Annotated in this window: 6 protein-coding genes; 3 read left to right on the top strand and 3 right to left on the bottom strand. The window is 51.4% G+C overall.

Annotated elements, in window-relative coordinates:
* Positions 1-145: 145 nt before the first annotated feature.
* The gene (locus tag Pan161_RS07875) at positions 146-1,159 is read right to left on the bottom strand and encodes a DUF1559 domain-containing protein (protein WP_145225662.1); all 1,014 of its coding nucleotides are present in this window, start codon (positions 1,157-1,159) and stop codon (positions 146-148) included.
* A 750-nt stretch (positions 1,160-1,909) separates the two neighbouring features.
* Between Pan161_RS07875 and Pan161_RS30470 the strand changes: the two genes are divergently transcribed.
* Positions 1,910-2,056 carry a hypothetical protein gene (locus Pan161_RS30470; RefSeq protein ID WP_197995762.1) on the top strand — a complete coding sequence of 49 codons (147 nt, stop codon included), beginning with the start codon at positions 1,910-1,912 and terminating at the stop codon, positions 2,054-2,056.
* Between the two features lie 209 nt (positions 2,057-2,265).
* On the opposite strand, the gene Pan161_RS07870 is transcribed toward Pan161_RS30470, so the two are convergent.
* Positions 2,266-2,529, bottom strand: coding sequence for a BON domain-containing protein (locus Pan161_RS07870; protein WP_145225660.1), 264 nt, complete (start codon positions 2,527-2,529; stop codon positions 2,266-2,268).
* A 568-nt stretch (positions 2,530-3,097) separates the two neighbouring features.
* On the opposite strand from Pan161_RS07870, the gene Pan161_RS07865 reads away from it, so the two are divergent.
* Together Pan161_RS07865 and Pan161_RS07860 are read left to right on the top strand one after the other, a co-directional pair.
* On the top strand, positions 3,098-5,518 hold the full coding sequence (locus Pan161_RS07865; protein ID WP_145225658.1) for a DUF1549 domain-containing protein: 2,421 nt from the start codon (positions 3,098-3,100) through the stop codon (positions 5,516-5,518).
* A gap of 64 nt (positions 5,519-5,582) precedes the next feature.
* Complete coding sequence (locus Pan161_RS07860; protein ID WP_145225656.1) at positions 5,583-7,040, top strand: DUF1501 domain-containing protein; 1,458 nt, start codon at positions 5,583-5,585, stop codon at positions 7,038-7,040.
* 80 nt (positions 7,041-7,120) lie between these two features.
* Here Pan161_RS07860 and Pan161_RS07855 read toward each other — a convergent pair whose 3' ends face one another.
* Positions 7,121-14,482, bottom strand: coding sequence for a PAS domain S-box protein (locus Pan161_RS07855; RefSeq protein WP_145225654.1), 7,362 nt, complete (start codon positions 14,480-14,482; stop codon positions 7,121-7,123).
* Between the last annotated feature and the right edge of the window lie 296 nt (positions 14,483-14,778).

Below are 14,778 nucleotides of genomic sequence, written 5' to 3'. Positions count from 1 at the left end.
ATCTGCTTTCCGGGATCTATGTGGGAATGGGTGAAACGGTTCAGACTGAACAGAACCTGGATCTGCTGTGTCAGTGTGCGTGAGATCAACAGATCTCCGCCGCGATTCGGGGTAGAAGGGAATCGCGGGGAGCTGCTGACGTAGTTTAATACTCGCCGATCACGTCGCCGTCCTGGATGGAGGCGAGGCGTTCGAAGGTACTGTCGACCACACCGCCGACAGCGATGCTGTTGTCGATGTTTTCACTGAGGAACTGCACGCGACCGTCACCCATTAAGAACTGGGCACCCCCGGTATGCAGACTGCTGTAGCCGCCGTTGGCCTGGTCTGAGGTGGAGGTGGGGTTGATTCCAAAATGGGTAGTGCCGGAAACGCTCAGGAGTCCCTGGTTCGCTGCGGTGTTGCCTGTGCAGTTGGCACAGCTGGGGCCCTGTCCGAGATTGTCTCTGACGGCGAACAACATGCCGGCAATCATTTTGTTGCCGGGGATCTGGTAGGCCCGTTCCCCCATGAGAATGGTGTTACTCAGGCCGTCGGTGATATCGCGAATGCGGCAGTTGCTGTTGCCCCAGAATGCGCCAGTGCCGCCGGTCGTGCCATCCTTGTAGTTGCTGGCTTTGTTGGCGCGATGGTAGGCATTGTTGTTGGAGGCGACATAGTTGGTGAGGGCGACGCCGACGTTGGAGGTTCTGCCTCCTGAGGAATCGAAGTAGTCAATCGTGTAACCGGCGTCGGTGTGCTTCTGAGGGCCGGTATCGGACGGGCAGCGGAAGACGGCGTAGGTCTGCTGCATGGCGGAAATGTTCCGACCGAAGGCATAGCTGGCGGGGGTGTTGCCGACATCAAAACTGTTGTAGACCGTGCCCAGTTCGACGTAGGGTGCGATGAAAGCGGACCAGGTCCAGTGTCCTTCGTCATCGCCGACATTGGGGTCGATCACATAAACGGGAGGCAGCATGCCGAACGTGGAATTGTAATTGTGAACGGCCAGGCCGATCTGCTTGAGGTTGTTTTTGCAACTGCTGCGACGGGCTGCTTCCCGCGCCTGCTGGACCGCCGGGAGGAGCAGGGCAATCAGAATCGCAATGATGGCGATGACGACGAGCAGTTCAATCAGGGTAAAGCCCCGAGGACGAAGTGAGCGCGACCTGGCTGTCATGATTTTCACACTTTCTAATAAATGAAATAAATCAGGTAATATGAATGGAAATAAGTTGAGAGGGATCACAGTGTGACCACACACGCTACGCCGCAAGAGGGCTCCATTCGAACTGGTATCTGCAGCAGTTTCTGATCTGCTGCGCGAAAAATTGCAGCGGCTATTCAGTCGCCAATGAAAATGGGATAGATCTAATGTTCATGTGTAAATGGGTTTAACCCATCATTTAGTAAACGTATGGCGAAAGAGTCATTTACCGGTCTAATGTGGAAATAAATCAAAAGATCTGGATATCTGCATGATTGAGGGCTCGATTTGGCTGTGTGATCGCAGGAAGCCAGGTCGAATGTGATTGTATGATCACTATTATGCAGATTGTTCATTTGGGGGTGGGATCGGGACTTCGGGTAGGATCTGGAGTGCTGCTGGTCTTCTTTTGTGTGAGTCGATCTGACAGTTTTCATTCGGGCTCATCCATTTTTAATTACAGATGGCAGCCGGCGCGGCCTTGCATGAAGGGTCATGAGTTGGAAATCTTCTCTTACTTTGTTCGCTTTGAGTGAAACCTCTTGCTCGCTACGCTCGGCCCGAATTGCATTCGGGCCCACCCAATTGAATTACAGATATTTAAGGGATTTGATTTCATGTTTTATTCTGCGATTGATGGCCTGGTAATGATGCATCTGATGGTGCTTATTCTGGAGAAGGGCGCGGGGGCGTCAATGGGGATGGACAGAATCGGGTGGCGATATGAATCGATACAGGCGCGATGCAGGGCGGTACCAGGGCGGTGCCGGGGTGATGGGCAACGAAGTGCGGCGACCCGCAGGCATACATTACGAACCGGTGTGGATGCGGGCAGTGAAGATCTGGAAAAATCGGGCTGTATTCCAGTGATGATTCCGAACCACTGTCGCGTGTTTCAGTGCACTGTAAACTGGCCACGCGCGCGACACAGAACAACGTTTATCGCTGTTGGCGCGGCGGGGTCAAGTCGAAAATGGACAGGAGGTGTAATTGAATGGGTGAACCCATTCTAAAAATCCAAAGGGGAGTTGACTCACGATATCATTAAAATGATAACCATGGTCAGTAGACCGGTACTATCAGTAGACCGGATGCTGGTCAAGATTGTTGGGAACAATTCTGATGTGATTGTCTATCTGGTCGATCCAGGGTTCTTTGACTGCAATTTTCAAAGCCAGTTGCATCTGATAATAAGAGGGCAGTTCTCCCCTGAGGATCAGGGTGGAACCGTTTGATTCGCAGCGTATCGTTTTCAACTGGGGGTAGCCTATCTGATGAATGGAACTTTCGATTCGACGATTAATAAAATCGTTCGGCAAGGTAGGTTCTTGCAATTTCTGCATGGGATAGTCCTGGATCAAATTGAGGGAAAAATAAAGCACCTGAATCAGAATGGTGAGACCACGCAGTTTTGCATTTGCTGTACCAAAGATGATCGATTCACTGCGCAAAAATGACAGATTTCAGGGACAGAAATGTACGGGGATTTCCCTGCACATGGACAACGTTCTGTAATGTGTGGTAGAGGTGATTGAATAAATCGGAGGCTGAACTCCGCCTTTGTTGTATCGAAAGCGACCAGTGGAGAGGTCGCTGGTCGAGCAGGCTGGTCTCGCAGCAGTCAGGAAGGATCGATTTTCTGGAATGTAAGCCCGGTGTGACAAGTTGACCGACCTGAAGATATCCTGCCTCAGGTAGTTCTGACAGGTCATGCGGAGGCTGTCTCCTTTTATCTATATTAAGATGTACTTTCCTGCTTTTGGTGATTGTTTCGAACAGTTTGGAGTAGCCTGGATCTCTTTAAAGAACAGTGAAAAGCAATTTGCGATTGCCGGTTGTGATGTGATATCATAAGTGACTTACCGAAATGATGTTCATAACCTGTTCAAAACCCTGTAACAGACTCGCCTCATGATTTCACGCTACAATTTACCCATCCTGATTGTTTTGCTGGTCGACATTGTTTCACCCGTCCAGGCGGGCCCGATTGACTTTGCACACGAGGTGGTGCCGATTCTGAAGAAGCATTGCGTTGCCTGTCACGGCGGCCGCGAGGCGAAGGGATCGTTTTCCCTGAACACCCGCGAATTGTGGCTGAAGTCCGGCTTTGTTGATCCGCAGGACGTCGAGGCTTCCTATGTGCTCGAGCTGGTCACTTCCAGCGATCCTGAAATGCAGATGCCTCCCAAAGGTAAGCCACGACTTTCAGCCAAAGAAGTGGCGACCCTTAAACAGTGGATCTCCGATGACCTGCCCTGGGAAGCCGGTTTTTCTTTTGGCAAAGTCGCTTACGAACCACCGTTGAAACCACGTCGTCCCGCACTTCCGCCGGCTGAGGGAGACCGCAATCATCCGATTGACCGGTTGATCGATCAATATCTGTCAAAGCATAAACTACCGCGACCCGGTCCTGTTGATGATGCGACTTTTCTGCGACGGGTACATCTCGACCTGGTGGGGCTGTTACCAACTCCCGAAGAGTTAAAAGACTTTCTGGCTGACACTTCATCTGATAAGCGGGCGTTGAAAATTCAGGAGTTACTCGCAGAGGATACGGCTTATGCCGATCACTGGCTGTCATTCTTTAACGATCTGTTAAGAAACGATTATAGTGGGACCGGCTTCATTACCGGTGGGCGAAAACAGGTTTCCGGCTGGTTGTATGAATCGCTGTTATACAACAAGCCATTCGATCAGCTGACCCGGGAATTGATTGCGCCCCCTTCGGAAGCCAGCCGCGGTTTTATTGACGGGATCAAATGGAGGGGCAATGTGTCCGCCGGCCAGACTGTTGAGATTCAATTCGCGCAGAGCCTGGGCCAGGCGTTTCTGGGAATCAATCTGAAGTGTGCCTCATGCCACGACAGTTTTATTGACCGCTGGACACTGGATGAGTCATACGGACTGGCAGCGATTTACTCGGAACGTGAACTGGAGATTCACCGTTGCGATAAACCGATCGGCAAGACAGCGCAAGCGAACTGGTTGTTTCCGGAGATCGGTAAAATTGACGCCAGTGCCTCACGGGAAGTCCGCTTGCAGCAACTGGCGGCGCTAATGACGCATCCCGAGAATGGACGTTTTACGCGGACGATCGTGAATCGACTCTGGCATCGCCTGCTGGGGCGGGGGATTGTGCATCCGCTGGATGCAATGCAGACCAAACCCTGGGATGAAGATCTGCTGGACTATCTTGCTGTTTCTTTAAGTGATCACAAGTACGATTTGAAGCAACTGCTGGAACTGATCACCACGTCAGAAGCGTATCAGTCTCAAGTGGAAGTCGTCGAAGGAGCAGACGGTTCAGACTATCTGTACCGCGGGCCTCGTTCCCGTCGGTTGACGGCAGAGCAGTTTCTGGATGGTGTCTGGCAGATGACGGGCGCCGCGCCAGGCAAGTTTGATGCCCCGATCTTCCGAACAAAAATCGAGCAGGGAGGGGCACCGGAATTCGATCTCAAAGCACAGTGGATCTGGGGTGATTCCGCGAAAGGAACACCACCGGCTGACGAGACGATTGTCGTCAGAAAAATCGTCGAACTGCCGTCTGCGGTGAAGCGGGGTGGTGCGGTTCTGACCTGCGATAATTCACACATTCTGTTTATCAACCGGCGGGAAGTTGACGTGGGAAAGAACTGGTCCCAGGTGCGAACCCTGCCGCTGCATACTTTATTAAAACCGGGTAAAAATGATATTACTGCGCTCGTGAAGAATGGTGGGAAAAGTCCGAATGCTGCGGGATTCTTTTTTGAAGCCCGGCTGGAACTGGAAAACGGCGAGCAGATTTCTTTCGCCTCTGATGAATCGTGGGAGTGGAATCCCCATGCGCCTGCCACACGCGAGGGGCGACTGGGAGGCATACAAGGAAAATGGAAGCCGGTGACTATCGTCAAACCGGTTGGCAGCTGGACCAAGGCGGTTGATGCGCAGGCAAAAAGTTTACTCGCTGTTGCTGCTGAGGGGAAGCAGCAGATGGTCAGGGCGTCGTTGTTGAAGAATACGGCTTTAATGAAATCGCTGGGGCGTCCGATGCGCGAGCAGATTGTCTCCATGCGCCCCAGCCAGCTGACGACACTGGAAGCGATTGATCTCTCCAATGAAGCCTCACTGGCGGAGGCCTTTGCCGAGGGAGCAAAACGACTGATCGCGCAAGCGGACGGTGATCCGAAACGCCTGACAGAGTACCTGTTTCTGTATGCTTTGTCGCGTACACCGACGCCAGAAGAATCGAAACTGATTGGTCAGATGCTGGGAGAAACACCACAGCCTGCGGAGGTGGAAGACCTGTTATGGTCAGTCTGCATGTTGCCCGAGTTTTTTCTGATACGCTGATCTGTGGTATAATAGATGAGTGAAATCACCAGGACACAAATTTCTTAGACTGCGAGAAAGACTAATGACATTTGAATTCGATCCCGATGCTCCAGCACAGATTGTCCGACGTGATTTTCTCAGACAGTTGAGTGCAGCCGGAGCAGCCGCTTTAATGGCGGGAACACCGCGTTTACTACAAGCCAGTGCACCCGGGCATGTGAAGCATCCGCAGGCGACCGCTGACAGTTGCATTCTGCTCTGGATGGGAGGAGGGATGGCGGCGCCGGATACGTTCGATCCGAAACGCTATCTACCGTTTAAGAAAGGGCTCAAAGTATCTGACATGCTGAGTACCTTTCCCGCGATTCCGACTGCTGTCGACGGTCTGCAGATCTGCGAAGGGCTGGAAGGAATTGCCTCGGTGATGGATCGTGCCACCCTGATCCGGTCTGCAGTGCAACCGGATCTCGGCAGCATCCTGCATTCTCGACATCAATATCACTGGCATACCGGTTATGTGCCGCCTCAGACCGTGGCCACCCCGCATCTGGGCGCCTGGATGGCGCGGGTGGCTGGCCCCCGTAATCCGGTGATGCCGGCCTTCATCAATATTGGTCAACGGCTGGAAGGAGTCGGGGAAAGTGAAGAACTCAAGGCGTTCACCACAGCCGGTTTTTTCGGCAGCGAATATGGGCCACTGAACCTCCCTTATCCTGAGGAAGCGGCCCGCTCGGTGCGACCGCCACAGGGCATGACGGGAGAACGATTCGTCAACCGAAATAAACTGTATCGCCGTTTGATTGATCAAAGCCCGCAGCGCGAACTGATGAGTGACTATCAGCAGGAATCAATGCTGCGGTCGATGGACAAGGCCTATCGGCTGCTCAATTCCAAAGAACGGGATGCATTCGACATTACATTAGAGCGGGAAGAGAAACGCCAGAAATATGACACCGGTCGATTCGGACGCGGCTGTCTGCTGGCGCGGCGACTGGTGGAATCAGGAGCTCGCTTCGTGGAAGTCACGACTGAGTACGTTCCCTTTCTGCATTGGGATACTCATGCCGAGGGGCATACCACAGTGGACCGGATGCACAAGGAAATCGATGCGCCGGTGACTCAGTTAATTCTCGATCTCGAAGAACGCGGATTGCTCGACAGGACTCTGGTCATTATCGCGTCCGAGTTCAGCCGGGATGCGTTGATGGAGGGACAGCCGGGATCCAATGCCAACGATCAGGCACGCGAGAAAGTAGATCAGGTTTCAGAGATGAAGCATTATGGCCTGCATCGTCATTTCACCGGTGGCACGAGTGTGGTGATGTTCGGCGGGGGAATGAAACGCGGATTCGTGTATGGAAAAACAGCCGATGAACGACCATTGATGGCGATTGAAAACCCTGTCTCCATTGAAAATCTGCATGCCACCATAATGACCGCGATGGGCATCAGCCCGAAAACCGGCTTCGATATTGAAGGCCGCCCGTTCTATGTCACAAAAGATGCCAAAGGAGAGGCGGTCCAGGAACTCTTTGCCTGATCGAGTTGATATTCGGTCAGTCGCGGCAGGCTCATTTGAGCAGGGCGACATCGTCATTTTAAAGCTGGAAAAGAGATGACTTAAGTGACGTTTTCATCAGGACCGATATAGCGTTTGATCGTCTGGAGTAAAAGATTCTTATCAATCGGTTTACTTAAATAGTCGTTACAGCCACACTCAATGCAGCGGGACATATCTCCCTGCATGGCATCGGCGGTCAAAGCAATAATGGGGGCAGTAAAACCCAGTTTGCGGAGTAGTCTGGCTGTTTCATAGCCATCCAGTTTTGGCATTTGCATGTCGAGCAGAATCAGATCGAACAGCTGGCCTTTCTGCATGGCCGCCGTAACGACAGCGATGGCTTGTTCTCCATCGACGGCCTCGGTTACGGTTGCACCGGCGAGTGTCAGAAATCGTTTGCTGAGAAAGCGAATGTCACGTCGGTCGTCGACAACCAGGACATGGCAGTCAAGAACGATTTCCGTTTCCTCTTTCGGTGTTTCTTTGGCTTCCCCCGTAGTCAGGGGTTGAATCATTTTAACCCCGGAAATGTCACCCGTGGCGATGGTCACAGTAAATTTACTGCCTTTGCCTTTCTCGCTTTCTACGCAGATTTCTCCACCGAGCATGTTAGCGAGACGCTGGCTGATGGCCAGTCCCAGTCCGGTACCGCCGAACTCACGGTTGACTGTGTGGTCACCCTGTGAAAAAGGGCGAAACAATCGTTTCTGTTGACGGCTGGTAATGCCGATCCCGGTATCGACGATTACAAATTGCAACTGGTGATTTTGACAGGAAACGAAGATGTTGACGCTCCCTTCCATCGTGAACTTGATGGCATTCCCGACCAGATTAATCAGAATCTGTTTCAGTCGTTTGGGATCTGACTCAATCTCTGCAGGGATCATGCCCTGGTAGAAGATTTCCAGTTCCAGACGGTTCTCAGCTGCCCGGACATCCATGATTGAGCAGACATCTTCCAGAAGTTGATGCGGCGAAAATCGTTCACGGATGATATCCAGTTTACCCGCCTCAATCTTTGAAAGATCCAGAATATCATTGATGATATCCAGAAGAAATTCACCATTGCGACGCACCGTACTAAGATAAGCGGTTGCGATTTTGTGGTCAATTAAATCATCTATCAGATCGATATAACCCATGATGGCAGTCATGGGGGTGCGTATTTCATGACTCATGTTCGCCAGGAATGCACTCTTGGATTCATTGGCCGCCTCTGCCATCTGGCGGGCTTCTTTCAGTGACTGTTCGAACTGTCGCTGGCTGGTGATGTCGAGCAGTGTGCCGATCAGCTGCGTTGGCTTGCGTCGCGAACCTTTGCCTGTGAAAACGGGTCTCGCATGCAGACGCACCCAGCGAATCTCTCCTTCAGGGCGAATAATGCGGTGGTCCAGACTCTGGTTACCACCTTCCGGAAGCACTGCTGCTTCCTGTAGATGCCTCAGATAGGCGCTACGATCTTTGGGATGAATCCAGTCGGGTACTTCGCCGAATTTCAGTTTTTTATCGGTCTTTTCAGGAAGCCCCAGCATACGTTTCATTTCAGGAGAGTACGCTGTTGTTTCTTCTATCAGATCGATGTGCAACATGCCGAAACCTGCAGACTCAGCTGCATTTCGTAATCGTTCTTCACTGAGTTTGATTGCCAGTTCTGATTTTTTACGTTCTGTGATATCCAGATTCACACCCACCATGAGGGTGGAATTATCAGAGGAGTCTGTCGTCAGGTAAGCGGTTGAGAGTACCCAGGCGTAAGAATTCTCCGCCTGTCTGGTACGGAATTCCGCGCGAAACGGTTTTCCGGTCGACAGGCAGTTGCGCAGGTTGTTTTCGACACTCTCGCGATCACTACGATGGACCAGATTCAGGAACTGTTGCAGTCCATTCTCTGAATCCTCCGGATGTATACTCGATAAATTCTGATTGTCATACGACCAGAAAATAATATCTTTCACAACGTCCCATTGCCACAATGACAAATTTGCTGCCTGCATAGCCAGACGCAGTCGTGCTTCACTGGCGCGGACCCGCTGATCCTGTTCTCTGGTACTGGTAATGTCTGTATTGGTTCCAAACCACCTCAGGATTTTACCTGTCGCATCACGAATAGGTACGGCGCGGGAAAGGAACCAGCGGTATTCTCCCTCTTTGGAACGAAGGGGGAAGGTGTCTTCCCAGACTTCACCCGTATCCCAGGAATGCTGAATGCGTTTCACAACTCGATCCACATGCTCAGGGTGATGCACTTTTTTCCAGCCCCAGCCCTGCATCTCTTCCAGTGTTGTCCCCGTGTATTCGAACCAGCGTTGGTTGTACCAGAAAATAAAACCTTTCTCGTCTGCCATCCAGGCAAACTGGGACATGTTATCGGCCAGGTCACGAAAACGAGATTCGCTTTCTCGTAATGCTGCTTCCGCACGCGCACGTTCCAGGCGGACAAAGATTCGTGGCGCGAGTTCCTGTAACAGATCAATCTCGCCGGTCTGCCAGTGATATGGCTGTTGTTTGCAAATGGAGAGTGCAAATTTCAAACGCTTGTCACTGACAAAGGGAATGGAGAGGATTGCTCCTGTTTGAATCGAGGCAAAGTTTTTTGCTGTCTTTGATTTCCTGTCCTGATTCTGAGTGTTATTAATCAGTATCGGCTGACCTGCCAGTAAAGGCTCCCGTTCTTCCTCGCCCAGAAAATTGGTGATGGTGTGTCTTCCTGAGATACTGGACAAGCCCGACTCATGAAATTCGTAGACGACGCTGGCGATCTCTGCTTCTTCATCTAACTCAATTAAGAGGCAGCGTGATAAGCCCAGGAAATCTGCGATCCTGGCACAGGTCTGTTGCATGATTTCTTCAGTAATTAATGGGGTTCCCAGCAGCTGTTGCAGTTCATCAATGAAAGCCAGGTTGAGCTCGCGCTGTTTACGTTCGGAAATGTCACGCACGGTTCCGACGAACATGACTTCGCCGTGCATCAATGCTTCACTCACGGTCAGTTCCATGGCAAAGGTGCTGCCATCTTTACGCAGCCCCCGGAATTCTTTTTTACTCCCGATGATCTTCGCCTGTCCTGTCGTCAGATAAGCGTTGAGGTAGGAGTCCTGGGCGGAGCGCCAGGGTTCCGGCATCAACATCTTGACATTTTGCCCCTGCAGTTCTTCGAGCTCATAACCAAAAAGTTCCTGCGCAGCCGGATTTATCGAAGCTATGTTTCCGTCAGTATTGATCGTAATCATTCCATCAACGGCAGAATTGAACATCGACTCCAGGCGTGCCGCTGTCTCTTTATGCAGGTTTTCAACTTCCACACGCTCACTGATGTCGACACCAGAAGGAATCAGATATTCAACTTCCCCATTTTTCCCAAATACGGGGGCCATCATAAAATCAATCATCAGTCTTCGCTCTGGCCCTCCCAGTCCGGCAGCGAAGAGAGGTACATCATAGCGGACGACTTCACCGGCAAAACTTTTTGCCATCGACTCGCGCATCTTCTGGGACACAGCTTCATCGTATGTCCACCAGGCACATTCAGCGAAATGCTTACCGATGACATCCTCGCGCGTTAAACCGGCGATCTTCATTGAATCATCGTCGACTTCGAGGAGTCTGCCATCACGGTCTATGACGCCGACGAGTCCCAACTGGTTATTGATGACCCGCCGCAGATGGGCTTCCCGGTCCACCAGTTCTGCTTCCGCGCGAGCTCGCTCAAATCGGATACAGAGCCGATTGGTGATTTCCTGCAGTAACTTTAATTCATCCGGCCGCCACTGATATGCTTCACGCTTCACCGCAGAAATAACGAATTTGATCCCGTGGGGAGTCACATAGGCTGAGTTACAGTATGCACCAACTCCAATCTCCCGGAATTTACCTGCGATCTGGGCATCCTGAATCTGGTGCTCAGTATCTGAAAGGAAGAACTGCTGGCCGGCCAGTAATTTCTGTCTTTCGTTTTCTGTGTGAAAATCGCGAACCCGATGTTTTCCCACGATCGATGGGACAGACTTGACATGGTGCTCAAACCGAATGTCTGCATAGTCGGCATTTTCATCGAACTCCACGATCAGACAGCGAAATAAGTCAAGATATTTTGCCGTCTCTCGGGTGGCAACCTCCATCAGATCCTTGACACTTGAGAGAGGAATCAGTTGAGTCTGCAGGTCAGACAGGAATGCCAGGTTCAATTCTTCCCGCTTACTGATGGTGATGTCCTGGGCGACCAGCGTTGCGTAGACGGGAACAGCCGGGTCGAGACTGCGGTCAAAATAAATTTGCTTACGTGCGCTGATCCAGCGGATTTCACCCGAAGGCAGAACCAGGCGATGTTCCAGATCGCAACGGCCATCCCCACATTCCTGAATGCATGCCTGGATCTGGTCTGCTGCAGCCTGACGATCCTCAGGATGGTAAAGGTCCAGCATTTCATTCCGGGTGATCAAGATTTCCTGATATCCCAGACCATAGATGGCAGCTGCTTCCGGAGTCAACGTAATTCTGTCACTGGCGTAATCAACGCGACCCAGTCCCAGGTTTGCGATTTCCACTCCCAGTTGCAGTTGACGGCGGGACTCCTGTATTTCGCGTTGGGCCTCTTTTTGTTCGGTGATATCGTTATTCATTCCGACCCAGCGTACAATCGATCCATCACGGTTTTTCTGGGGCACCCCTCGGGCATGCACCCACCGCCATTCACCCTCCCGATTCCAGAGTCGATATTCCACAGAGAACGTCTCTACATTTGCAACAGCGCTTTGCCATGCTTGGATTGTCGCCTGCTGGTCATCCTGGTGGACGACGTTCAACCAGCCGGTACCTTTCCATTCCTCGTATGTCTGTCCCGTGAATTCACGCCAACTGGGGGAGTCTTCGACGACGATGCCTGCCGCATCGGTCATCCAGACAATCTGAGATGAGGCATCGATCAGCAACTGAAACAGTTCCTGACTGTTGTGCAGTTCAGAGACATCAATGAATGTAACGACAATTCCTTCGTTCTTCCCTGAATGAGACTGGTAGGGTAAGACCCGCCGGATATATATTTTTCCTGAAACAGCAATCACCGTGTGCTCTACCGGGCTGCCCTGCTGCAGCTTGTGAGGATCGGGCAGGGGAGGCATTTCTTTGACCAGAGGAACAAAGCGTTCGAGTGGACGTCCAATATCAGAGTTAAGCAGGCCATATATTTCTGTGATCGCAGGCGTAAAACTGCGAATCAGCAGCTCATCGTCAAGAAAAACGGTAGCAATCTGCGTACTGCGCAACAGGTTTTCCAGGTCACTGTTGGTCCGTGCCACGGAGTTACTGACAGCAGTAATTTCTTCTTTGGATGTTTCCAGTTCTTCATTGGCTGACTGTAACTCCTCATTCATCGATAACAGTTCTTCATTAGTCGACTTCATCTCCTCATGAGCCACATCCATTTCCTGCAGCGACTTTTCAAGCTCGTCGCGGGTACTTTGCAATTCGTAATCCAGCTGCGCAATAATGGCATCTGCATGGGGGACAGATCCCGAGAGAGATTCTTCGCTCGCCTCCTTTTTGACTGGCAAGCCCACTTCATGGAACACGACCATAAACAGGCCCTCGTCTTCACCCAGGCGGGGCATTGGCTGGACCGTGATCATCACTTCTTGAACTTGATCCCCTTTTCGAATTCTCAGGTGTTCCTGCTGTACCTTTCGGCGCTTCTTGATGGCTTCATTGAGGGCAGAACGCAGGCCAACGCGTAACCCTTTTGCCGCCATTTTTACAATGTTGTTCTGAAAATCTCCCTCTCCCAAAGTCAGGAATTTTTCCATGTCAGCGTCGGCGTTCAAAATTTGCCCTGATTCGTCGATCACACACGATTTCGGCGCAAATTCGTCCAGCAGAATGCGTTGTCTGAGATTCCGCAGATCCACTTTTGCATCGGGCTGCCGTTCCAGGCTGGATTTTAGATGCAACTTACTTTGAATGAGGGGGACAGTCGAGGCGGACTCCACTGCGGTCCCTTTGCGTTGAGAGATTCGGAATTTGCTGTCTATCGTGCGAAATAACTCGCCATGAGAGGTGATGTTCTCGCTGGGCCCCAGCAACAGATAACCTGAGGGACGTAGAGCATAATGGAACAGGGGAATGAGCTTCTTCTGTAGATGAGGTCCCAGGTAAATCAGGAGATTTCGGCATGAAATCAGGTCCAGACGCGAAAAGGGGGGATCACTGATCAGATTGTGTACCGAAAACAGAACCAGTTCACGGATTTCTCTGATGACCTCATACCGCTTTCCCCGTCTGATAAAAAAACGCTTCAGCCGTTCGGAGGAAACCTGATCCTCAATGCCGACCGGATAGATGCCTGCGCGAGCCACCTGCAGTGCGCGTTCGTCGATATCTGTCGCAAAGATTTGCAATTGTGGTGGTGACTTTAAACGATCCATCACTTCACGGCAGAGAATCGCGATTGTGTAAGCCTCTGAGCCGTTGGCACAACCAGCGACCCAGATGCGCACGCAATCGTCGGAAGAGCGATTTTCAAACAGTCGGGGAAGAACCTCTCCGGCCAGATTATCAAATGCCTGTGGGTCGCGAAAAAACTCGGTCACTCCAATCAACAGTTCCCGAAATAATGCTTGTGTTTCCTCTTCATTTTCTTGCAGATAAGCCAGGTATTCTTTTACATTGCTGCTTTTTAAGACCTGCATTCGACGCTGAATCCGCCGTGATAGAGTACTGGTCTTGTAATGCTGGAAGTTGTGTTCGGTTTTTTTCAGGAGAGTTGCAGTGATTTGAGGAATTGCATCGACAATCTGATCCTGCAAACGTGTCAGGGATTCCGAGGTGTTTAATTTTTGCAGGTGGCGTGCATAATTCAGCAACTCTGAGGCGATGGCATCAGGCGGGAGCACGTGGTCTGCCACCCCGGTCGTGGCGGCACTCCGCGGCATACTGTCGTATTTTGCTGACTTTGGATCTTGTGCAAACGTCAATCCACCGCTGTCGCTGATCGCTTTCAGACCAAGTGTGCCATCGCTGCCTGCCCCTGAGAGCACGACTCCTACGGCTTGCTCGCCTTGATCGTCGGCAAGAGAATGGAAAAAATGGTCGATGTTATGGGATGGATGTAGATCTGTTTCATTCCTGGACAGGTTTATCAGGCCGTTCTTGATTTCCAGCAGCCCTTGAGGCGGGCAGATATAGAGTTTTCCTGCACAGAGTCTCGTACTCTCTTTGAGCACGATCACTTCCAGCGAAGTATATTTCTCCAGAAGTTCCATCAGAACGGGTTTACTTTCAGGGTCCAGATGCTGGACATAGACTAATGCCAGCCCCGGTGCATCCTGAAGTGCCTCAAGCAACGTTCCAAAAGCTTCCAGCCCTCCGGCAGAGGAGCCTACGCCAACAATAATCGGTTGATTTTTGTTCTGTTGACGATTCTGTTTCATCGAGCGCCTTTGGACCAGTAATATTTAGTGACATGTGCCGCAGTGTAGCAGCATGATATGAAGAACGGTTTCGGACCCGCCCTGCGAGCCTCTGATTTGCAGGAGAGTTGACCTACTGCTCCAGCGACTTTCTCACCCGGGCCGTGTTTTTGGGCCCTTGAGTCCGCAACTCGGTAAGTCTGTGGCTCCAGGCAGATTATTTCAACCAGCACGACGTGGTCAATTGGTTCTCACAAATAATCATAACAAAACACTATCACAAAAACAGAGATAATAGCCTGTGTCAAAAATTAACG

The sequence above is a fragment of the Gimesia algae genome (genome assembly GCF_007746795.1).
Classification (GTDB): domain Bacteria; phylum Planctomycetota; class Planctomycetia; order Planctomycetales; family Planctomycetaceae; genus Gimesia; species Gimesia algae.
This window is presented reverse-complemented; position numbering and strand designations above follow the sequence as displayed.